This is a genomic window from Prevotella sp. P5-108 (assembly GCF_002251385.1).
Taxonomy (GTDB): Bacteria; Bacteroidota; Bacteroidia; order Bacteroidales; family Bacteroidaceae; genus Prevotella.
In genome coordinates this window covers 1-22,706 of the sequence record NZ_NPJJ01000002.1, presented here as the reverse complement: position 1 = coordinate 22,706, position 22,706 = coordinate 1, and the positions used below count along the sequence as shown (strand labels likewise).

Annotated in this window: 19 protein-coding genes and 2 pseudogenes; 11 read left to right on the top strand and 10 right to left on the bottom strand. The window is 54.1% G+C overall.

Going from position 1 to position 22,706, the window contains the following annotated elements; all coding sequences use genetic code 11:
- The first annotated feature begins 50 nt into the window (after positions 1–50).
- Positions 51–1,205, top strand: coding sequence for a lactaldehyde reductase (gene fucO / locus CIK95_RS00115; RefSeq protein ID WP_094421490.1), 1,155 nt, complete (start codon positions 51–53; stop codon positions 1,203–1,205).
- Between the two features lie 202 nt (positions 1,206–1,407).
- Here the strand turns inward: fucO and CIK95_RS12995 are convergent, their stop codons facing one another.
- Together CIK95_RS12995 and CIK95_RS13385 are read right to left on the bottom strand one after the other, a co-directional pair.
- The gene (locus CIK95_RS12995; RefSeq protein ID WP_254045970.1) at positions 1,408–2,310 is read right to left on the bottom strand and encodes a TIGR02452 family protein; all 903 of its coding nucleotides are present in this window, start codon (positions 2,308–2,310) and stop codon (positions 1,408–1,410) included.
- 78 nt (positions 2,311–2,388) lie between these two features.
- Positions 2,389–2,772, bottom strand: a pseudogene (locus tag CIK95_RS13385) (hypothetical protein); the annotation flags it as partial.
- Between the two features lie 116 nt (positions 2,773–2,888).
- Between CIK95_RS13385 and CIK95_RS00105 the strand changes: the two are divergent.
- From CIK95_RS00105 to CIK95_RS00085, 5 genes are all read left to right on the top strand, one after another.
- Positions 2,889–3,509 carry a ribonuclease HII gene (locus tag CIK95_RS00105; protein WP_022310569.1) on the top strand — a complete coding sequence of 207 codons (621 nt, stop codon included), beginning with the start codon at positions 2,889–2,891 and terminating at the stop codon, positions 3,507–3,509.
- Positions 3,510–3,636: 127 nt separating this feature from the next.
- A complete protein-coding gene (locus CIK95_RS00100) occupies positions 3,637–4,104 on the top strand; it encodes an Lrp/AsnC family transcriptional regulator (protein WP_094385224.1) in 468 nt (155 codons plus the stop codon).
- 64 nt (positions 4,105–4,168) lie between these two features.
- Positions 4,169–5,923, top strand: a complete 1,755-nt coding sequence (locus CIK95_RS00095) for a membrane dipeptidase (protein ID WP_094465928.1) — start codon at positions 4,169–4,171, stop codon at positions 5,921–5,923.
- Positions 5,923–6,948 (top strand): M28 family peptidase, encoded by a 1,026-nt coding sequence (locus tag CIK95_RS00090; protein WP_094387850.1) that lies wholly within the window; start codon positions 5,923–5,925, stop codon positions 6,946–6,948. Before CIK95_RS00095 ends, CIK95_RS00090 begins: the two co-directional genes overlap by 1 nt.
- Positions 6,949–6,975: 27 nt before the next feature.
- A complete protein-coding gene (locus CIK95_RS00085) occupies positions 6,976–7,770 on the top strand; it encodes an ADP-ribosylglycohydrolase family protein (RefSeq protein ID WP_094387842.1) in 795 nt (264 codons plus the stop codon).
- An 82-nt stretch (positions 7,771–7,852) separates the two neighbouring features.
- Here CIK95_RS00085 and CIK95_RS00080 read toward each other — a convergent pair whose 3' ends face one another.
- The 6 genes from CIK95_RS00080 to CIK95_RS00050 all read right to left on the bottom strand — a co-directional run bounded on the left by CIK95_RS00080 (position 7,853) and on the right by CIK95_RS00050 (position 11,818).
- A complete protein-coding gene (locus tag CIK95_RS00080) occupies positions 7,853–8,476 on the bottom strand; it encodes a DUF4294 domain-containing protein (protein WP_371591335.1) in 624 nt (207 codons plus the stop codon).
- Positions 8,477–8,819: 343 nt separating this feature from the next.
- Entirely contained in the window at positions 8,820–9,269 is a 450-nt protein-coding gene (locus tag CIK95_RS00075) for a DNA-binding protein (RefSeq protein WP_022310575.1), read from the bottom strand.
- A 426-nt stretch (positions 9,270–9,695) separates the two neighbouring features.
- A complete protein-coding gene (locus CIK95_RS00065; protein ID WP_094465927.1) occupies positions 9,696–10,145 on the bottom strand; it encodes a hypothetical protein in 450 nt (149 codons plus the stop codon).
- Between the two features lie 52 nt (positions 10,146–10,197).
- Entirely contained in the window at positions 10,198–10,416 is a 219-nt protein-coding gene (locus CIK95_RS00060) for a hypothetical protein (protein WP_094465926.1), read from the bottom strand.
- Between the two features lie 512 nt (positions 10,417–10,928).
- Positions 10,929–11,366: a hypothetical protein gene (locus tag CIK95_RS00055; protein ID WP_022310580.1), complete on the bottom strand. Its 438-nt coding sequence runs from the start codon at positions 11,364–11,366 to the stop codon at positions 10,929–10,931.
- 98 nt (positions 11,367–11,464) lie between these two features.
- Entirely contained in the window at positions 11,465–11,818 is a 354-nt protein-coding gene (locus tag CIK95_RS00050) for a hypothetical protein (RefSeq protein WP_144007655.1), read from the bottom strand.
- A 298-nt stretch (positions 11,819–12,116) separates the two neighbouring features.
- Between CIK95_RS00050 and CIK95_RS00045 the strand changes: the two genes are divergently transcribed.
- The 3 genes from CIK95_RS00045 (at position 12,117) to CIK95_RS00035 (ending at position 17,196) form a co-directional block, all read left to right on the top strand.
- Positions 12,117–14,750: a leucine-rich repeat domain-containing protein gene (locus CIK95_RS00045; protein ID WP_158215039.1), complete on the top strand. Its 2,634-nt coding sequence runs from the start codon at positions 12,117–12,119 to the stop codon at positions 14,748–14,750.
- Positions 14,751–14,850: 100 nt separating this feature from the next.
- The gene (locus CIK95_RS00040) at positions 14,851–15,870 is read left to right on the top strand and encodes a hypothetical protein (protein WP_094465923.1); all 1,020 of its coding nucleotides are present in this window, start codon (positions 14,851–14,853) and stop codon (positions 15,868–15,870) included.
- 6 nt (positions 15,871–15,876) lie between these two features.
- Positions 15,877–17,196 carry a PKD domain-containing protein gene (locus CIK95_RS00035; protein ID WP_094465922.1) on the top strand — a complete coding sequence of 440 codons (1,320 nt, stop codon included), beginning with the start codon at positions 15,877–15,879 and terminating at the stop codon, positions 17,194–17,196.
- Positions 17,197–17,759: 563 nt separating this feature from the next.
- On the opposite strand, the gene CIK95_RS00030 is transcribed toward CIK95_RS00035, so the two are convergent.
- Together CIK95_RS00030 and CIK95_RS12620 are read right to left on the bottom strand one after the other, a co-directional pair.
- Positions 17,760–18,947 (bottom strand): hypothetical protein, encoded by a 1,188-nt coding sequence (locus CIK95_RS00030; RefSeq protein ID WP_094385197.1) that lies wholly within the window; start codon positions 18,945–18,947, stop codon positions 17,760–17,762.
- 139 nt (positions 18,948–19,086) lie between these two features.
- The gene (locus CIK95_RS12620; protein ID WP_144007654.1) at positions 19,087–19,533 is read right to left on the bottom strand and encodes a hypothetical protein; all 447 of its coding nucleotides are present in this window, start codon (positions 19,531–19,533) and stop codon (positions 19,087–19,089) included.
- A 159-nt stretch (positions 19,534–19,692) separates the two neighbouring features.
- On the opposite strand from CIK95_RS12620, the gene metG reads away from it, so the two are divergent.
- Positions 19,693–21,759, top strand: coding sequence for a methionine--tRNA ligase (metG, locus tag CIK95_RS00020; protein ID WP_094465920.1), 2,067 nt, complete (start codon positions 19,693–19,695; stop codon positions 21,757–21,759).
- 253 nt (positions 21,760–22,012) lie between these two features.
- Positions 22,013–22,706: pseudogene (locus CIK95_RS00015) on the top strand (hypothetical protein); the annotation flags it as partial.

The following is a 22,706-nucleotide window of genomic DNA, read 5'->3' as shown; positions in this document are numbered from 1 at the left end:
TACACATTATTATATATATAACATTAACCAATTTATCAACAAAAACACTTATGGTAAATAGATTTATCCTTAACGAAGTGTCTTACTTCGGTCCCGGTGCTCGCAAGGAGCTGCCTGGAGTAGTTGCCCGACTGGGTTTCACCAAAGCATTGGTAGTAACAGACAAGGGTCTGATGAAGTTTGGCGTTGCCAAGATGGTGCTCGACGTGCTCGACGAGGCTAACATTCCTTACGCTGTGTATGACGACGTAAAACCCAACCCCACTGTGACCAACGTGAAGATGGGTGTAGAAGCCCTCAAGGCTGCCCAGGCCGATTTCATCGTGGCTATCGGTGGCGGTAGTGCCATGGACACCGCTAAGGGTATCGGTATTGTAAGCAACAACCCCGAATTTGCCGACGTGGTATCGCTCGAAGGCGTGGCCGACACCAAGAAGAAGACCGTGCCAATCATCGCCCTGCCCACCACAGCCGGTACTGCTGCCGAGACTACCATCAACTACGTAATCATCGACGAAACCAAGCAGAAGAAGATGGTCTGCGTAGACCCCAACGACATTCCCTGTGTAGCTATCGTTGATGCCGAGCTGATGTACTCGCTCCCCAAGAGCCTCACCGCCGCTACCGGTATGGACGCTATGACCCACGCCATCGAAGGTCTAATCACCAAGGGTGCCTGGGAACTGAGCGATATGTTTGAAATCAAAGCCATCAATATGATTCACCGCTACCTGCCCGTAGCCGTAGAAGACCCCACCAACCCCGAGGGCCGCAACGGTATGGCCGTAGCCCAGTATGTGGCTGGTATGGCTTTCTCTAACGTAGGTCTGGGTGTAGACCACGGCATGGCTCACCCCATGTCGGCTCTGCACGATGTGCCCCACGGTGTGGCTTGTGCCATCCTGTTGCCTACAGTAATGCGTTTCAACGCTCCTGCCGCTCTCGACAAGTATGTAGACATCGCCAAGGCGCTCGATGTATACACTCCGGGTATGACCAAGGAAGAGGCTGCCGACGCTGCATGCACCGAGATTGAGAACCTGAGCCGCCGCGTGGGCATCCCCGCCCATCTGTCTGATCTGGGTATCACCGAGGCCGACATCGACGCACTCGCCGACCAGGCTATCGCCGACGTATGTACTCCGGGCAACCCCCGCGAGGTGACACGCGACGACATTGTGGCCCTCTACAAGAGCATCTTGTAATACAAGACACTTATAATCTTCAAGGTTTACGGCATCTGTCTCCATGGCAGATGCCGTATTTTTTTGCTGGGTCAACAGGGATAAAGCATCAACGGCAACACCAGTAGCTCTGGAGGCTCTGGTGTTGCCGTTGGCTATGCGTATCGGTGCCGACAGCCGAGACTTATGCCGCGAGGGCTCGCCGGCAGCCGCAGCTGGACTGTCAAAGAGGCAAGGCACTTGCTCCGTCCTTGAACTCAGCGAAGAAGGGACGGTAGTTGCCCTCGGGATTGTGGGGACGGTGGGCGTTGTGGTCGTCGATGATGGCAAAGGTGATGTAGCGGAACTTCTGGTAGAACTCAGGTTCTGAGAGCACCTCGTGGAAGAGTCGCGCCACATGGGCAGGCGGATTGCAGAAGGCTCCGCAGCCCAAAGCGCCCAGCACAAGGGCATCGTGATGATGCGCAAGTCCTATGCGCAGGATGGTACGTATCTTGTCGCAGATGGCAGACACATGGTGGGGCGCTATCAGTCCGTCGGGGGTGAGGTCGGGGCGGTTCTTGCCTGCCACAGAGATGAAGTCCATGCTCACAGGCTCTGCCATGAGGCGGTAGCCCTGGTCTTCGCTCTCGCGGAAGATGGTAGCACCGGGAGTATAGATGCCGCCAAAGTGACTGTCGAGGGGATAGTGATGGGACGAAGGCGGCAGACCATAGACCTTGGCAAGCGGCGAGAAACGGTAGAGCGAACGATAGAGGTCGGTACGGCGGAAGAGCGTCTCTTCCTGGGCAGCGGCACCATTGTCTACCCCACCGCCGGGATGGTGGCGGTTGGCCATATTGAGCACGGCGGGGGTATAGCCGTCGGCCTTGAGGCGCATGGCTACGGCGAGGCAGTCGTCGTTGACCACCTCGATGCAGGTCTCGTCGGCAGTGGGCGCATCGGTCTCTATCTCGTGGTCATAGTAGACCGTGGCGTTCATCATCTCCGCTCCGTCGCCAAGCTCCACGCGCTTGCCGTCCTCGGTGGTGTAGTGGCCCTGGGTCACCAGGTCGATGGTGTTGCGATAGACCTTGGTGCGCAGACCCTTAATCTGGTAGTATGCCTCACGGTCGCCGTTCTTCATACACCCCTTGAGATGGCGGTAAGACTGGAGGAAGTCGGTCTCGGCCTGCCATCCGTGGTCGGGGGTGCAGGTGGCGTGGATGACATCTACAAAGTCCTTGGGCAGTATCACGTTCTCCATGTCTATGGCTGCGGCAAAGAGGGGCGCTATCTCGCTGACAGGGAGCCCGGCTATGCCACAGGCTATGCGGGTGACCAGGAAGGTAAGCTCGCTGTGCTCGGCGGCAAAGGCAATAAACTGGTCTACATAAGGCTTGATGGTCTCGGCACCTCCCTGCATGGTGGGTATGGCATAGCTCTGTCCCTGCAGGCCTACGCCCTGGCCCCATACGGCTCCGAAGGCGTCGAGGGCAGTGCGGGCTGCGCCTCCACCATGAAAACCAGAAAGATTGCTGCCAAAAACAAAAATCTCATTATCCTCGAGTCGGGTAATGAAATGTGGGGTAAATCTGCGATTGTACATAATCAAGTCCTCCTTAATCTTTAATCACCACAAAGCTACTAAAAAATAATGAGTATCAAAACGATAATCACTTTTTTTTTGTAATTTTGCAGCCTGTAGCAAGAACAGATTATCCTATGACCAAACGCCATCCACTCCTCCCACATTATTATAAAGACTGCATCGAGGCCGGCTGCGACGAGGCTGGCCGTGGCTGCCTTGCCGGCAGTGTCTATGCCGCTGCGGTGATACTGCCTGCCGACTATGACAATCCCGACCTCAACGACTCGAAGCAGATGAGCCACAGCCGTAGGTATGCACTGCGCCAGCAGATTATGGACGACGCCGTGGCCTGGGCTGTGGGCGTGGTCACCCCAGAGGAAATAGACCAAATCAACATCCTCAACGCCAGCATCCTGGCTATGCACCGCGCCCTGGACCAGCTCGGCGTGAGACCCGAAGCCGTCATCGTCGACGGCAACCGCTTCAAGCCCTACGGCGATCTGCCCTACACCACCATCGTCAAGGGCGACGGCAAATACCAGGCCATCGCCGCCGCCAGCATCCTGGCCAAGACCTTCCGCGACGACTATATGGACGCCCTCGACGACGAGTGCCCGCAGTATGGCTGGCGACGCAACAAGGGCTACCCCACCCGCGAGCACCGCGAGGCCATACGCCAGCACGGCATCACCCCCTATCACCGTCGCAGTTACAACCTCACCGGGCAGGAACTGCCCCTACCATTCGATGATTAGCCCCTCGGAGAGGGCAATTACTGACAAAATGCACGATATTGGGTAAAATATCGTGCATTTTGTTTGCCAGTATCAATAGAAAAGCGTAATTTTGTTGAGTTAATCGTAACCAACACTTTTACAAGATATGGAGAAAGTAGATAAACTGGATAAAAAGATACTGGGTATCTTATCCACCAACGCCCGTATGCCCTTCAAGGATGTGGCAGCCGAGTGCGGCGTGTCGCGTGCAGCCGTTCACCAGCGCGTACAGCATCTGATAGACAACGGAGTGATTACCGGCAGCGGTTTCTATGTCAACCCCAAGAGTCTGGGCTATACCACCTGCACCTACGTGGGCATCAACCTCGAGCGCGGAAGCATGTACAAGGAGGTAGTGTCGCGCCTGCTGTGCATACCCGAGATTGTGGAGTGTCACTTCACCACTGGCTCATACACCATGTTGCTGAAACTCTACGCCCGCGACAACGAGCAGCTCATGGACCTGCTCAACAACAAGCTGCAGACCATCCCCGGCGTGGTGTCGACAGAGACCCTCATCTCGCTCGAGCAGAGCATCAAGCGCGAGATAACCATCCAGCCCGACGAGGTCTGACCCGACAGTCCCGACAGTGGTGCCACAGCCACAGTAAGTATTTGTTTATGCCTATCTGATAATAATGGAACATTTCGATTTGGAGGCCCATCTCCAGAAGATATATACTGCCTATCCCGAGGGTGAAAGCCGTCCGGTGATAGGCATTACTGCAAATTATAGTCAGGGCGACGCCACGCTGCGCGACCGCTACTACCGCCAGGTAGAGGCTGCCGGCGGCATTCCCGTCATCATCCCGCCCATCGCCGACCGCCATATCCTCGCGGGAACGCTGGACCGCATCGACGGACTGTTGCTCACGGGTGGCGGAGACTACAACCCGCTCTGGACGGGCAAAGAGCCGCAGCCGCAGCTGGGCAACATCAACGCCGAGCGCGACCTGCCCGAACTGCTCATCACCCGCCTGGCGTTCAACCGCCAGCTACCCATGCTCGGCATCTGCCGCGGCATGCAGACACTCGCCATCGCCCTCGGTGGAAGTGTAGCGCAGCATGCCGAGATGCAGCTCAAGCACTCGCAAGACGCCGACCGACAGGAGCCCACCCACTCGGTGACCATCGGGAAGGGCTCGATGCTCAGCGCCATCTACTCTGAAGAGCGGATATATGTCAACTCGTTCCACCACCAGGCGGTGATAGCCGGCGGACCCCACATGACCGTCACGGCGACAGCGGCCGACGGAGTGGTAGAGGCCATAGAGAGCAGCGAGCAGAAAGGCATCATCGGCGTGCAGTGGCATCCCGAATGGCTCGGAGCCGACGGACTGCCGCTTTTCCAATGGCTCACCTGCCGGGCAAGCCTCTTCGCCGAAGCCAAGAGCGTACACCGACGCACTCTCACCCTCGACTCCCACTGCGACACGCCCATGTTCTTCCCGCAAGGGGTGGACTTCGGCACCCGCGACCCTCGCATCCTCGTAGACCTGCACAAGATGACCGACGGACGGCTCGACGCCACCACCATGGTGGCTTATCTGCCCCAACCCAAGCCTGGACAGAGTTTTGCCGAGATAGCCCCGCTGCCTGCCGGTTCGCCCCAAGAGTATGCCGACATGATATTCGACCGCATCGACGAAATCCTCGGCGCCCATCCCGACGCCGTACGCCGCGCCAGAAACCCACAAGAACTGTGGCAGAACAAGCAAGACGGGGTGAAATCTATCATGACGGGCATCGAAAACGGTCTCGCCATCGAGCACGACCTCTGCCATCTGCGCCACTTTGCCCACCGTGGCATCGTCTATGTCACCCTCTGCCACAACGGCGACAACGACATCTGCGACTCTGCCCGCGGCACAGCCACCCATGGCGGCGTGAGCCCCTGGGGAGCAGAGGTGATAGCCGAGATGAACCGCCTGGGGCTTATGGTCGACCTCTCCCACGCTGCCGAGACCAGCTTCTACGACGCCCTCGACCTCAGCGCCACGCCCATCGTGTGCAGCCACAGCAACTGCAAGGCCCTCTGCGACGTGCCGCGCAACCTGACCGACGACCAGCTGCGTGCCCTCGCCCGCAAGGGTGGCGTGGCACAGATTACGCTGTACCACGGATTTCTGCGCAACGACGCCGAAGCCACCATCACCGACGCCGTAGCCCATCTGCAACACGCCATCGACGTGATGGGCATAGACCACGTGGGCATAGGCACCGACTTCGACGGCGACGGCGGAGTGAGAGGCATAGCCGATGCCTCAGAGGCGATACTCTTCACCGAGCAGCTGCTCGCCAAGCGCTTCAGCCGCGAAGACATCGCCAAGATATGGGGCGGCAACTGGCTGCGCGTGATGAACCAAGTACAACAATACAACAAAGGACAATGATGACCAGAAAAATGAAGATGATAATAGGAGGAGCGACCGCCGCCGTGGTGGTTGCCATCGCTGCCGTCGGCATGAACACCGGATGGGGACATGCCGACAGCATAGACATGGAAGAAAGTATGGACAAGATAGACCCCGTGGGTCCCGCGTTCAGCGCCGACAGTGCCTACGCCTTCACCCAGGCCCAGTGTGACTTTGGCCCAAGAGCCATGAACACCGAGGGGCATGACCGCTGCGCGCAGTGGATAGAGAAGAAGTTTGAAGAGTATGGCTGCCAACTGGAGATACAGCAAGCCGACGTGACGGGATATGACGGCACCACGCTCAAATGCCGCAATATCATAGCCCGGTCGCATCCCGAGCGCTCCACACGCATCATGCTCTGCGCCCACTGGGACAGCCGTCCGTGGGCAGACAATGACCCCGACTCCACCAATTGGCGCAAGCCCATCCTCGCTGCCAACGACGCCGCCAGCGGTGTGGCTGTGATGCTCGAGGTGGCTCGCCTCATCCACCGCGACACCACCCTCAACATCGGAGTAGACTTCGTGTGCTTCGACGCCGAAGACTGGGGCACCCCGCAGTGGATCAACAGCGGCGACAGCGAGAGTACATGGGCGCTGGGTGCCCAGCACTTCGCCAGCCATCTCCCCGACGGCTTCGAGGTGCGCTACGCCATCCTGCTCGACATGGTAGGCGGCGAGGGAGCACGCTTCTACAAGGAGGGAATGTCAATGCAGTTTGCGCCGGAGATAGTCAAGAAGGTATGGCGGGCAGCCCGCAAGGCCGGCTATGGCAACTTCTTCCCCCGTCAGGAGGGAGGTATGGTCACCGACGACCACATCCCACTCAACCAGACGGCACGTATACCCACGATAGACATCATCCCCTTCTACCCCGACTGCGCCCAGAGCAGTTTCGGACCCACGTGGCACACGCTGAACGACAACATGGAGCACATCAGCCGCAACACCCTCAAAGCCGTGGGACAGACGATGATTCAGGTCATCTACACCGAAGAGTAAACTATCATCCACCTAAATCTATCCATTATGTTAGGAGCTATCATTGGCGACATCGTAGGGTCGCGATTCGAGTTTGAAAATGTGGCTACACCGGGCTTCAAGCTCTTCAGCCCCGACTGCAGCTACACCGATGACACCATCTGCACCATCGCCATAGCCGATGCGGCGATGAACCATCGGGAGTACAAGGACGCACTGGTAGACTGGTGCAGCCGCTATCCCGACCCCATGGGAGGCTATGGAGGGAGGTTCCTGAAGTGGCTGCAGAGCGCCGACCATCTGCCCCAGGCCTCGTATGGCAACGGTTCGGCGATGCGGGTGAGCCCGATAGGATGGCTCTACGACGACTTCCACCAGATGCAGGACGAGGCGATGAAGACGGCGCTGCCCAGCCACTGCCACAGGGAAGGCATACGCGGAGCACAGTGTGTGGCTACGCTCATCTACTGGCTGCGCACGGTGCGCATCACCAAAGACGAGGTGATAGGCACCGTCAAGCAGACTTTCGGCTACGACATCCCCGACCTCAAGGAGGTCTACAGACTCGGCAACGAGGGCCACTTCGACGCCACCTGCCAGGAGACGGTGCCGGCGGCCATCAGCTGTTTTCTCGACAGCAACAACTTCGAAGACGCCATACGCACAGCCATCCTCGCCCAGGGCGACACCGACACCAAGGGTGCCATCTGCGGCAGCATAGCCGAAGCCTACTACGAGATACCCGAAGAGATGATTACCAAAGCCTATGAATACCTGCCCGCAGATATGCTCGAAATAGTCGACCAGTTCTATACCACGCTGCAGGGCCACATCAAGCGATAAAACGCCATGGGCACCATCCGTCAAGATGGTGCCCATGGCATTATTGATAGCATAAGATTTTCTGAAGCAATGCGTGGCGGCGTCAGATTTGCCCGCTCTCTACCTGGCGCACGATGCGCTCGGTGAAACGGTCTACTCCCTCGGGCTCGTAGCCCTTGCGCAGACTGGCTCCGAAGACCCAGGCAAAGGCCTGATAGACGCCAGCGCGGGTGGGACCAAAGAACGACTGGATAAGATTGTAGGACGACGAGTTGCACTCACGGTAAATCAGTTTGATGAGCAGTTTGCCCTGCTGGTAGGTAAGCCGCTTCATGCGGGGAGTATACTCGGCCTTGATGCCCTTCTCCACGAGTTTCAGGTGGCGGTCGCGCGCTTCCTTGTTGGGCAATGTCTGCAGATAGTCATAGGTCTCGAGGATGATGCCACGACATTCCTTGGCTATAGGCAGCACCTTTTTCACGTTATAGACCAGTCTGTTGTACGCCATCATCTGCCGCTCGTTCTTGAAGACGGGCTTGGGATATACATAGATGTTATTGAGCTCGACATACTGCACCGAGTCGCGGCCCAGCAGCACCTTGCCCACCTTGACCATAGGCACAAAGGTGGGGTTGTCCATGTCCACCTGTCGGTCTTCTGGATTTATGCCCGCCCGCTTAGCGGTCTGAGCGTCAGCAGTTATCGCCGCCACCATCAGGCACACCATACCTATGATACGATACATCTTCATCATGACCGCAAAAGTAGTGATATTTATCCGAAGTCTCAAAAAAATTGTGTTATAATTTGCTGTCCGGCTGCAAAAAGTCGCGCCAACGGCAGCCATCATCCTGCTGCGCCCATCTCTGGTCGCCATTCCTTCCCAGACTCTCATCGCCATCAGCCGGCTTGTCGCGGCGACGGTAAGGGAGGACAACAAAAATCCCCGAGTCAGGGTAGGATTCTCATCCTTCGCCTTCCTCGGGGACTCTTGGGTCTCAGTGAGGTTAGTCTGCCTCTCTTCCTATGTCATCCATGATGCCTGACCGGCAGCGTCGCCTCCTGTGTCATCATTCGCCGTTATTGGCGTCCTGGCTGTTCTCTGCCGTCTCTGCCTCGTCATGGCTGTACTCGCCCATCTGATTGATGGATGCAAGTTGGCTCAATCGGGCATTGATACTGCCACCAGTGGCTCGCGCCCGCAACTTGTAACCGGTGATATGGGTGCGGGCATTAAATTCCTCCTTGGTGTTGGCAGGCTTGCTCTCAATTCCTACCGAGAAGATGGCAAGGTTGTCGAGCTTCACGGCATTGCCCTCGAGCACAAGTTCCTTGATACATCCCACCATATCGTTCAGCACACCGCAGATTACACCTTTGGAGTAAGGGGTGCCATGGTCAGACATGTGAGCGGCCAATTCGTCAAGGCCCATAGTGCCGTCGAGATTCATGTGGGCATACCAGTTGCCCTTGTGCTGCGCATTGCTGCGATTGTCTTGATACAATTTGTACTTCAACATAATGATTGATTTTTGTTAGTTTGACATTGTGTTTGTGTGTTCGCTTGTTGTCATCCGTTCCGGTACTTTTGACAATGCAAAGGTAGTCACGCACTTCGTCGATACCAAATCTGCGCACGCCATAACCTGCAAAATTTTGTTAACAGCCGCCGCCATTCCTGCCAACTTTAGTTAACGCCATCGCCACAGTCATCTCTAACGCCCTGTAGTACACCCCTTCCGAGCCCGTCGCCATCTCCACCGCCGTCACGACCGCTTTCACCCCCATCTGGGCCACCATTACACCTATTATTATATATAGGGGCTGACAGGAGACCATCATCCGATGACACCAACCTAAAGACGGGAAGCACAAGGATAGACACAATAAACCCCGAAGATACGACTATCAGAGTCGCGTTCTTCGGGGCCTTTATCCGTATGGCTTTACTTCTGCACAAACACCTTGCGCGTAGTGCCGTCACTTAGTTTTTCTATATTGATGCCGCTCACAGGAGCAGAGACACGCCGCCCGTCGGGAGTATAGCGCTCTACGACTTTGACATCGCGCTTGCCGTCGACGCCCACGATTTCTGTCGAGCTGCCATTGGAGAGAATGAGTTGCACGCAAGCGGCATATGGAAGCTCGTTAGAGCTTAACCGATATAGCTTATAGCCTTCGTCTTTTATCAACTCACCCCAAACCAGAAAGCCGTTGGCCGTATCAACGGTAAGACCCACTGTGACATCGTTATCATTAGTAGGATTATTTTCAATAGGACTAAAATTTATCGGCTTAAACGTATATCCGAAGATTATATGTCCGGGCTCCTTAGGAATGACATAATTCCATGTACATTCCACCTCGTTGAACACGTAGGACAGAGGTTCTGTCATATAGTCCTTGACAATTGATTCTCCTATCAATTCGTACCCATATCCGTATGATTCATAGGCTACGACGTAGGGGGGAATTACCCAAGGTCGAACCCACCGCGAATGATATACCCACTATTTTGTAACCGGCATAGGGCTTGAGCATCTCGGGAGTGAGGTGTCCCAAGACCCGGGCATCCAAGTTATTTCCGATGCATATTTTCATATAGGGAGAGTCGGCACCCTTGACAAAGAGATGTTTCTGCTTGGACAGATAGCTATCATCATCCATAGCCTTGCATACTGGTGCCGACTGGATACGCTGAGTCTTAAATAGCGCGGGGCGATGTCCACTATCTCCGAATCAATCCTTTTGGGCAGCTCTTTGTGCGACTTGCAAACGGCCTGCGCACCGGCTGTCAATGATATCAATGTAATGAATACTAACGTGAGTAAATTTCTTTTCATATAGACTAACTTTTTATGTATACTTGTGCATGGTTGTCGCATAAACATACCCCCAAACACACTTTTGACGGCGCAAAGGTACACAAATAATGTGTAAACATCGGTAAAATTATGAGATTTATCGCGACCCTCCAAAGAAATATGGAGAAAGCGATGCGCCATGTACGACCACCCATCACCTTCACACCTATTATTATATATAGGGGTGACCACATGGCTGTCTGCCGACCTTCCGATGACATCAACAGAAAGACATGGAGAACAAGTATGGACACTATAAGCCCCGAAGATACGACCATCAGTGTCGCGTTCTTCGGGGCCTTTATCCGTATGGCTTTACTTCTGCACAAACACCTTACGCGTAGTGCCGTCGCTTAGTTTTTCTATATTGATGCCGTTCACAGGGGCAGAAACACGCTGCCCGTCGGGAGTATAGCGCTCTACGACTTTGACGTCGCGCTTGCCGTCAACGCCAACGATTTCTGTCGTGCTGCCATTGGAGAGAATGAGTTGCACGCAAGCGGCATAAGGGAACTTGGCGCTACTCACCGTATAGATGCCACGACCATAGGCTGCATTGAGGGTACCCAGTACCAGATATCCGTTGGCCGTATCAGTGGTCTTGCCCAGGAAGATAGGTTTGTCGGCATTAGTACCAGTGGCCGACTGGGTATAACCATATCCGAAGAGAATGTCCTTGGGCTCCTTGGGAATGACATAAGTCTGTGTACATCCCACCTCATTGAGCACGATGCCATTGGTGGCATTGGTCACATCATAACTCTCGATGTTTCCACCAGCTACAGTATGTTATCCATCAGTACGGCGCTCCATCGCTATGATACTGGGAACGGAGCCCAAGTCTGAAGCCACTATAAATGCGATACCCACAATGCTATAATCGGCATAGGGTTTGAGTTTATCGGCGGTGATACGACCAAAGACCGCATTAGAGCCAGGAGCTTCGGGAAGCCGTCGGCGCCAAAGGGAACATCGGCGCCATTGACGAAGAGATACTCCAACGGAACCTTTGTACCGCCCTCGCCCTCAGCCTTGCACATAGGTGCCGCCACGGAAATCTGAGCTGCAGATAGAGAATGGTCAATCGTCCCGTTGCCCGAAACGACATGCACGGGCTGCCCCTTGAGCGACTCGTAGACGGTCTGCGCATTGGCTGTCAATGATACCAATGTGATTAATACCAACGTAAGTAGATGTTTTTTCATATAGATGAGTTTTAATGAATAATCTTGCATCTTTGTTGCAGGCAAGTGCCCAAAAACGGGCATTTTTCAGCGTAAAGATACACAAATAATGCGTAAACGTTGGAAAAATCATGAAAAATATTGCGCCACTCAAAAAAAATAAGGAAAAAACGATACATATTATAAATATATCCATTACCTTTGTGGCAAATTAATGTTACAACACGCCTTCTGAGCCATCCTGTATCTATGCTATGCACCCTGACTAAGAGGTATGTTAACCACGGAGAGAGATAATTAACTTACATAATACATGCTTATGCAACACAATTTTCACCTTTTGGGTATGGTGGCAGCCAGCATTCTCGCTGTTGCACCTACCGATGCGTTTGCCCAGGCCAAAGCAGGCGAACAGACTCCAGTAACCGTCAATGTGACTACTGCTGGAACCCTCAACACACTGGTCACCTCTGACCAGAAGTTTACCACAACCTCACTTGTCGTCAAGGGCGACCTCAACGGAGCCGACATACTGTTTCTCCGCGAGATGGCTGGCAGTGACAAGAAGGGCGTAGCCACCGAAGGCAAACTCGAAGTGCTCGACCTGACCGAAGCCAACTTTGTGGCTGGCGGCGGAGACTACTACGACAAGAGCTTCACCGAGAAGGGCTCACCCGCCGATGCCACTGTAGGCTCCTACTGCTTTGCCGGTACCATATTAAAAGAGGTAAAACTGCCCAACTCTGTTACCAAGATTAAGGACAGTGCCTTCGAGAAGTGCGCCGCTCTTACCAGTGTTACCTTCTCCAAGGATGTGACAGAGGTTGGCGCCAGCGCTTTCAGCGGATGCACCTCACTCAAATCATTCGAGTTCCCCAAGGTCAAGATAGTTTCTGCCTACGTTCTTTCTGGCTGTACCGCTCTGACCAAGGTTGTCATCCCCGAGACAGTGACCGACCTCAAGGGCTACATCTTCAAGAACTGCTCTGCTCTCACCGAGATTCACATCGCTGCTGCCAACGTTCCCTCGATAAATTATTCTGCCTTCAGCGGCATCACCCAGAGTGACATCACCCTGTATGTACCCGACGAGAGTCTGAAGAAGTATCAGGACGACTATAACTGCAAATTGTTCAAGGAAGTAAAGAAGGAGTCAGAGTATGATCCCACCGTCAATCCTGGAGAGCCCGGTACTACCGAGGTAGTACGCTCTGTAGAACTCACCGCAGCTGGCACACTCTCTACGACCATCGATGCAGCTGAGAAACTCACCATCACTTCGCTTACCATCAAGGGCGACATCAACGGTGACGACCTGCTCTACATCCGCGAGATGGCTGGCCGCGACATCAAGAGCGACCCCACCAGCGGCAAGCTCGAAATACTCGACCTGACCGACGCCAACTTCGTAGCCGGAGGTGGTAACTTCTATGAGAAAGACAAGTGGAACTACGCTGCCGCTGCAGAGAACACCGTGCAGAGCCACTGCTTTGAGATGACCACACTGAAGGAAATCAAGCTGCCCAAGTCGCTGCGCGCCATCAAGAGCGAGTCGTTCAAGCAGTCCAACAAGCTGACCGCCATCACCATCCCCGAAGAGGTTACCGAGGTGGGCGACAACGCATTCGAAGGCTGCTCGTCACTCGTCACTTTCGACTTCCCCAAAGTAACAAAGATTGCCGGCTCAGTACTCGCCAACTGTACTGCACTGACCAAGATAACCATCCCCGCTACTGTTACCGAACTGAGCTTCGGCATGTTCAGCGGCTGTTCATCAGTTACCGAGATACATATCGCTGCTACCACTCTGCCCAAGGGGTATAAGCCTTTCAACGGCATCGACCAGCGAAACATCACTCTCTATGTGCCCGCAGGCTGTGCAGATATGTATAAGGCCGATACCGACTGGAGTCTCTTCAAGGAAATCAAGGAAGAGGGTGGCACCACCACTCCCGAGACTGGTGTCAAGACCATCGACGTCAAGACCGCCGGCACCCTGTCTACTCTCGTAGGCGCAGACAAGTTCAACCTGACCGAAATCAAGGTTACTGGCGACATCAACAGTTCCGACATTCTCTGCCTCCGCGAGATGGCTGGACGTGACAAGATGAATGTTGAGACATCGGGCAAGCTCGTCAGCCTCGACCTCTCTGGTGCCAACATTGTGGCAGGTGGAGACAGCTACTACAAAAACTCTACCACCAATCTCGAGTTCACTACTACCGCCAATATCATCAGCGAGTATATGTTTGACCACTGCAAGCTGGAGTCTTTCGTATTCCCCGCTACAGCTACAGCCATCGAGGGTGGAGCATTCGGTTCTTGCTACAACCTCAAGGGCACTCTGACTATCCCCGACAACATCACCCGCATCGGTAACTATGCTTTCGAGGCTTGCGTGTCTCTTGAGCACGTCGTGCTGCCTGCCGCTCTGAAGTATGAGAGCTTCTCCAAGCCAGAACTCGGATCCAATGTATTCTCTGGCTGCCATGCCCTGAAGGACATCGTCATCCCCGAAGGTGTGACCCGTATCAGAACCAACGCCTTCAGAGACTGCTTCGAACTTACCAAGGTGACCCTCCCCACAACAGTGACCTACATCGACGGCGACGTATTCAAAGGCTGCAAGAAGCTGGCCCACATCTTCGCCAAGAGAGAAAAGGCACCAACAGCCAACTATGGTACTTTCGAAGACGGCATCTATCCCACATGTACAGTGCATGTTCCTGCTGGCTCAGTCGACAACTACAGGGGCGCGTCCTACTGGAAGTATTTCACCAATATCGTAGAAGGCACCGTTGATGGCATCGGCAATATCGAAGCAGGACATACATCCAAGGTTGCCGACGGCATCTACACCCTGAACGGTGTCAAGGTGTCTGAAAGCAATCTGGCTCCTGGCATCTACATCGTAAGAAAGAACGGTGTAAGCATGAAGTTTGTCAAGAGATAAACCAACCAACAATACATCAAAGGATGCGTCACTCAAGTTGTGGCGCATCCTTTTTCACTTTAACTCAACAACAATTATAAAACAGACCCTCTTACTCCTCATGGCCTTTATCTTCACCGGTCTTTCTGCATTTGCCGATGAAGACACACGCAAAGACCCCGAGCTCTCGTTCTACAGTTCTTCTGTCGGCATCCTCGCCGGCACGGCTCTCGAAGCCCCATTGCGTAACCCCCACGGACTCATGCCCATAGTCTACACCTCATCAGACAAGTCCATCTGCCAGGTGGATGAGAGTGGTAAGATAAGCACGGCACTCGTCGAGACCACCACCACGGTGACTGTGACCGCCTCGTTTGCCGGCAACGACGAATACCGCCCCGGCACAGCCACCCTCGAGGTAGGCATCATTCCCCGCTCGCCGCTCAAGATTCCCGAGATGACTCCTATGGGCGGCACCTTTGACCACGCCGTAGAGGTACAGGTCACCACCGATGACGCTGCCGCCACGGAGATATGGTACTCCACCGTGGCCAAGAGCGCCGAAGAGTTCAAGAACAGCGACACCAACACCAGTTACATGATAACTGGGCAGACTGGAACCATCCGTATCGACCGCTCCTGCAAGCTCTATGTGATGACGCGCGGCAGAGGCACCAAGAGCCCCGTGATAGAAGCCGACTTCACCATCAGCATGCCGCTCAAGGCCGACTTCACTACCGACAAGTCGGTGATGGCAGACTACGCCCAGTATTTCGAGTCCTGCAAGGACCTCGCCGACTGGACGGTACCCAGCGAGTGGCACATAGACGATATGAAGTTCGATGAGGTCAGAGACGGCGACAAGAAATCTATCTCCATTACCCACGCAGCCGGAGACGGCGCCGCACCGCTCACCTCGCCCGTTTTCGACATCAAAGAGGGGCAACGTCTGGAATTCTACGCTTACTTCAAGACCAAAAATTTGAACTGGGCGCCATGGACGATTGACGTTACCGACTTTACTACAGGACAGACAACCACCCTGTTCAACATCTATCGCTGGACGTTGGAAAACAACTTTGTCTCCGACGACATCATGCAGTGGAAGAAGATAGACATAGACCTCGCCGCCTATGCTTGACACAAAGTGCAGATAGTGCTCAACTACAACTTTGACGGTGAGAACCTGGCCATCGACGCCTTCCGTCTGGTACGCGACAACCCCGAGGCTGCCACACGCATCACAGCCTCCGTCGACGAGCCTATCACCTTCATCAGCCGTTGCCAGGGCGAGCCCACCAAGACGATATGGACGCTCCCTGGCAGCGAGAACAACGAGTATGCCGGCAACAGCGTCACAGTGACTTACCCCAAAGAGGGCATCTACGACGTCACCCTTACCATCAGTCGCAAGAGCGAGAAGGATGTGAAGGAAATCAAGCAGTTTGTCGAAATCATCGGTAAGGCACCCACCTCAGCCTTTGCCATCACCTCCGACACCTACACCACTGCAGCCGACATGGCATTTGTTCCCGCCGGAGTACCCGTACAGTTCACCGACAAGAGCGAGGGGGCGCCCACCTCTTGGGAATGGAAGTTCACCAGCGACAGCGAGACCTTGACCAGCACCGAGCAGAACCCCACCGTTACCTTTACCAAGGAAGGTCGCTATGATGTGACTCTCACCACTGCCAATGCCATCGGCTCCAATCAGGCATACAAGGCGGAGTGCCTGCAGGTTGGCGGCGAAATGATGATATGGAACATCACCGAGCAGGAGATAGACAATCTCAAACCCATCAGCTACGACAGCTTTGGCTTCTATGCTGGCAGCAATATGTTCGGCCTCGACCGCTTTGCCGAGAAATATCCTGCACCATTGGCCGATGCTACCGTGAAGACCGTCGACGCCTACATCGCCTCAACCAAGACTCGTGAACCCGACGCCGCCATCGAGCTGGCGATATACGATATGGCTGCCGATGGCGGACCTGGCAAGGTGCTCGCCAAGACATCGCTCAAAGCAAGCGAGCTCAAGAGCAATGCCTCCGAATACGTACAGACCACCTTCGAGTTTGCCGAACCTGTAGCCATCGCAAAAGGCAAACCTTTCTTCGTGGCCATTGGCCCATTCCCCTATCAGGGTGTCAGCAGCTATGAGGACCAGATAGCCCTCTACTGCGTGACCCGCAACCAGGGAGGACTCTGCGCCACATGGGATCTGGCACAGTATTCGGACCGATGGATAGCCAACGTCTCAGGCTATTGCTCTATGGCGATGGGCCCAGTGGTCAACTACACATCTGTAGCCAACGGCATAGACAACACTGTAGCCTCTGGCTCCACCAAGCATGAAATAAAGGCCATCTATAACCTCTGCGGCCAACAAGTGACCACTCCCGAAAGCCACCAGATTTACATCGTGCGCTATACCGACGGCACCAGTCGCAAGATTATGTGGAAATAAAGAAAAATAGCAGATTGGCATCTGCCGCCTGACCGCCGCTGACATAACCATGATTAGGGCTGGAATTCTCGCAAGAGGACTCCAGCTCTTTCTCTTTTCCGCATTGCCACTGCGGCACTAAGACATATCCTACATCACCCCCGCCATCTTTACCTCATTCACCCTTACACCTATTATTATATATAAGGGCTGCCACATGGCTGTCTACCGGTCGTCCCCCACCCGTCCAGGAAACATGGAGATGGTGAAGGGGTGGATGCCAGGTTTCCCGTTGCCTGCCGTCGATTAGAAATCTTTAATGCTGGATGATAGGGTTCTAATTGTGATTGTTTCCTGTGCTTGCGCGGAAGTGGTAATTTTGCGGCATGATGATGAAACGATACATTTTAGTAAGGCTGCGACTGGCAAGGCGTAGGCTGCGCCACCGTTCGCTGCCGCCGGCAGCCTCGCTATTGTCGCCGCCGGCATAATCCTTGTCAACGTACTATCTTTGCATATTATTCAAAAAAAACTCATTCAATGTCAGTTCGTTTTAATGCGTTTTGCATCGTTTTAATAGGGTATTAAAATGATGCAGAGTGGTCAAGTAAATCGAAAAGAGTTACTATCTCGACGATTACATTATGTATTATCTCCTCTTCTGATTTGCCAAATTCAGAAAGGTGCTTCTTTCCAAGCCAGACATGGTCTTTTGCGTAACCTCTCTCTCCCAACATACCTGCAACCTTGTCATCATTGGGATTATATTGAGGCGTCTTATATTTGTCTTCATAAGCCTGGCGTATGTACAAATGGCTTTTGGCTATAGTTATACCGTATTGCGCATTTTCGTTCTTTCTGATTCTCGTTCCATGCGCATAGATATAAGACGATAGTTTGCCAAGGACAGCTTGCTCTATCTGGCAGTAATCCAATTTGTCCTTTCTTTCACGTTTAACCTCATGCTTATTGTGATATGCCTGATTTTCTTTAGCACAAAAGTCTCTTAATTCGCCGATATTGATATGGTCTATGTCTTTTTTATATACATACGCAAAGAACCTGGCTATTAGTGCCTTTTCTTCCTTGGTCAAGTAAGCGGCAGGATGAGGGACGCCATAACAGGGGATGTCATTAAACTCGCCCATAAGGATGCGACCCAAAACGGGATTATTGTCCTTGTCGTATCTAAATGAGAAGCCGGCAACATTTATAGAAGCCAATCGGCTAAAGGCATCTTTTCCACTTAGAAAAACAATCATCTTGGGATTGCATAGTCTTATCAGTTCCAATGTCTGAGGAAAGGTCTGGGTCAATAAAGATCGGTTTAATTCCGCAGCTGTTGCTGTATTGAAGAATGTAGCATTAGCCATAACAAATCTGCTTTCATCATCCAGAACATTGGGATGACCTAAACCACTGAAATAGATTTTAAGATTTCTGAAATAATTCCATGTGTAATGCAGGCTCCAGCTTGTGCAATTCCCATGTTTAGGGTTCTTGCAGAAATTACCCGATACCAATTGCTCGGCGGTCATTCCACGTTGAGGGTCAATGCCCCAGTTGGGATTGGCTATCATGTCTTCATAATTACCACCAGAGCCAGGATTGATGCCGGCTATCAAGACATCAACGGAGTCGGTGCCAACAATATTGTTTAGGTCCGATTGTGAATAGAAAGCAGGGACATTATTTCTGCCCAACTCGTCAGCAATGCCATTATAAACTTTAATGGTCGCCTTGCCCCAATCCATCAACTCTTCTTTGGTCATATATGTATCGTTATTTGTTCATCATTCTATATTACGGCGTCTACAAAGCATAGCTGCCACATCTGTCACAGTTATTCAATACTCCTTTCTTTAACTAACGATTTCTATGCAACGATATTGTAAAGATAGCTCGAATTTGTTAAGACAAAGGATATACATAAGCCGATAGCGGTGCCACAGCCATTACCTTCATCACCTTCTCCACCCATGCAGCAAAGGCTGAGACCCTTGCTGTATGGGTGGAGATGGTGATTATTCTGAATGCGGGGTGGGAAATAGTGATTGCGGGGTTTGCAGTCATTATTGCGGGCTTGGCAATCACTATTTCGTGCCACGAACCCAACTTTACTGTGGGCTCCGACGGGATGAGATGGGGCTCGGGCGAGATGGGCTTGGGCTCGGACGAGATGAGATGGGGCTCGGACGAGATGGGGATGGACTCGAGCGAGATGGGGATGGTCGCTGACAAGATGGCTGTGGCCTCTGGCATGACGACTGCGGGTATGGGTATGGCGGCAACGGACTCGGGCATGGCGGCAACGGACTCGGGTATATTGCCAGCGGGGGCTATCTTGGTCGGAGTCATGGGCGATGGAATGGGGATGTGGGGCGGCGTCGGGGGCAATCGTGAGGGTGGCGACAGCGCAAATAATTGCAGCGGCGGGGTGCAATTGTTTGTAAACAAACACATTACTTAATAATAATTTTGTAACTTTGCACCAAAATAAATACAATCACAACAAATATGGAGAAGAATTTCAAGCGTACTACCGTGACTGCGGCGCTTCCTTACGCCAACGGCGGTGTGCATATCGGCCATCTCGCCGGCGTATATGTGCCTGCCGACATCTATGTAAGATATCTCAGACTGAAGAAAAAGGATGTGATATTCATCGGCGGAAGCGACGAGCACGGCGTACCCGTGACCATACGTGCCCGCAAGGAGGGCATCAGCGTGCAGGAGGTGGTAGACCGCTATCACAAGCTCATCAAGGACTCGTTTGCAGAGTTCGGCATCTCGTTCGACATCTACAGCCGCACCACCAGCAAGATACACCACAAGTTTGCATCCGACTTCTTCCGCAAGCTCTATGACGACGGCAAGCTCGAAGAGATAACCGAGGAGCAGTACTGTGACGAGGTGACCGGCGAGTTCCTCACCGACCGCAATATCGTGGGCACCTGTCCGCGCTGTGGTGCCGAGGGTGCCTACGGTGACCAGTGCGAGAAGTGCGGAGCCACGCTCTCGCCCGAGGAGCTTATCAACCCCACCAACAAGAACAACCCTGGCCACGGCCTCGTGAAGCGTCCCACCAAGAACTGGTATCTCCCGCTGGGCGACTATCAGCAGTGGCTCAAGGACTGGATACTGGAAGGACACAAGGAGTGGCGTCCCAACGTGTATGGACAGTGTAAGTCGTGGCTCGACATGGACTTGCAGCCACGCGCGATGACCCGCGACCTGGACTGGGGTATCCCCGTGCCCGTAGAGGGTGCCGATGGCAAAGTGCTCTACGTGTGGTTCGACGCGCCCATCGGCTATATCTCCAACACCAAGGAGCTCTGCGATAGCGACCCGGCCCGCTGGGGCAACTGGGAGAAGTGGTGGAAGGACGACGATACCCGCCTCATCCACTTCATCGGCAAGGACAACATCGTGTTCCACTGCCTCATCTTCCCCACCATGCTCAAAGCCCACGGCGGATATATCCTGCCCGACAACGTGCCTGCCAATGAGTTCCTCAATCTGGAGAACGACAAGATTTCCACCTCGCGCAACTGGGCGGTGTGGCTCCACGAGTATCTCGTCGATTTCCCCGGCAAGCAGGACGTGCTCCGCTATGTCCTCACAGCCAATGCTCCCGAGACCAAGGACAACAACTTCACCTGGAAGGACTTCCAGGAGCGCAACAACTCTGAGCTGGTGGCCATCTATGGCAACTTTGTCAACCGCGCGCTGCAGCTCACCAAGAAATACTGGGGCGGCGTGGTTCCCGCCTGTGGCGAGCTGGCCGAGGTTGACCGCCAGACTATCGCCGAGTTCAAGGACGTCAAGGCCAAGGTCGAGGAGCTGCTCGACGGCTTCAAGTTCCGCGACGCGCAGAAAGAGGCCATGAACCTGGCGCGTATCGGCAACCGCTATATCACCGAGTGTGAGCCCTGGAAGGTGTGGAAGACCGACCCCAAGCGTGTGGAGACCATCCTCTACGTGTGCTTGCAGCTCTGCGCCAACCTCGCCATCGCCTTCGAGCCCTTCCTGCCGTTCTCTTCCAAGAAGCTGCGCGCCATGCTCAATATGGACAGCTTCGAGTGGGAACAGCTGGGCAGCATGGACATCCTCGCCGCCGGCACTCAGCTGGGAGAGGCTTCGCTGCTCTTCGAGAAGTTGGAAGACAGCGTCATCGACGCTCAGCTGCTCAAGCTCGAGAACACCAAGAAGGCCAACGAGGCTGCCAACTATGAGCCCGAGCCTATCAAGGACACCGTGGACTTCGACACCTTTGAGAAGCTGGACATCCGCGTAGGTCTCGTCACATCGTGCGAGAAGGTGAAGAAGTCGAAGAAGCTGCTCAAGTTCCACATCGACGACGGCACCAAGGACGGCCGCACCATCCTCAGCGGCATCGCTGCCTACTATGAAGACCCACAGGAACTCGTGGGCAAGCAGGTGTTGTTTGTAGCCAACTTCGCGCCACGCAAGATGATGGGCGAGGAAAGCCAGGGCATGATACTCTCGGCTGTCAACTACGACGGCACACTCTCTGTGACCACCACATCAAAGGATGTCAAGCCTGGAAGCCAGGTAGGATAAATATAGACTGTAGAGCCTCATGTACCTTCCATTCCCTCGGGAAGTCTAAGGCTCATGAGGCTTTTCGCTTACCCTGACGCGAGCAGAAGGGTCATGAGCAGAGCCGCAGCGCCGATCAGCCCCGCCCTGTCAGCCCTGCCAGCCGCCAGTGTGTTCACCCCGCCAGCCGTCAGCCGCCGCCCCGGTGCTCCAGTTGCTGCTCCGGAGAGACTGTATACCAACCCAAAAGTAACTATCCACTATCCGCACAACGATGAAGAGATACATCATCACCACACTTCTTGCCCTGGTAGCCATCGCGCTGCAGGCGCAGAACATCAAGGCCGTAGACCTGGGTCTGTCGGTCAAGTGGGCCGATGCCGACCTTGGCAGCGCCGACGGGGAGAGCAAGTACTACTTCCAATGGGGTGAGCCCAAGGGAGTATGGATGCAGGATTACAAGGCCTCTGCCTATCCCCCTGCCATCCAAGCCAAGCTGGACCCCAACAAGACCATATACAGAAGCCAGATAAGTAGCCAACTGGCCGAGCGAGTGGGCAAAGACAACATCCTTCTGCCCCAATACGATGCCGCCAGAGTCATTCTGCGCAGCCACTGGCGCATGCCCAACAAGGCAGACTGGACCGAACTGATAGAGAAGTGCAAGTTTGAGTGGGACAGAGTCAATGGCAGGAAGTGTATCAAGGTGACCGGCCCCAACGGCAACCACATCTTCCTCACCAACGGCGGATGGCTGGATAGCGACAACAACAAGCTGAAGAAATACTATATAGGCAAGGTGAGCTACTATTGGTCGAGCGAGGTCATGAACTATGGCTATGGCCCCGCCGAGATTATCTCCTTCTGGTGTAACAACAACCCCAAAGGCAAGATAGAGCCCCGCATCGACACATGCGACTTCCCCGCGCGCGGCATCCTTGTACGCCCCGTCTACGACGACCGCACCC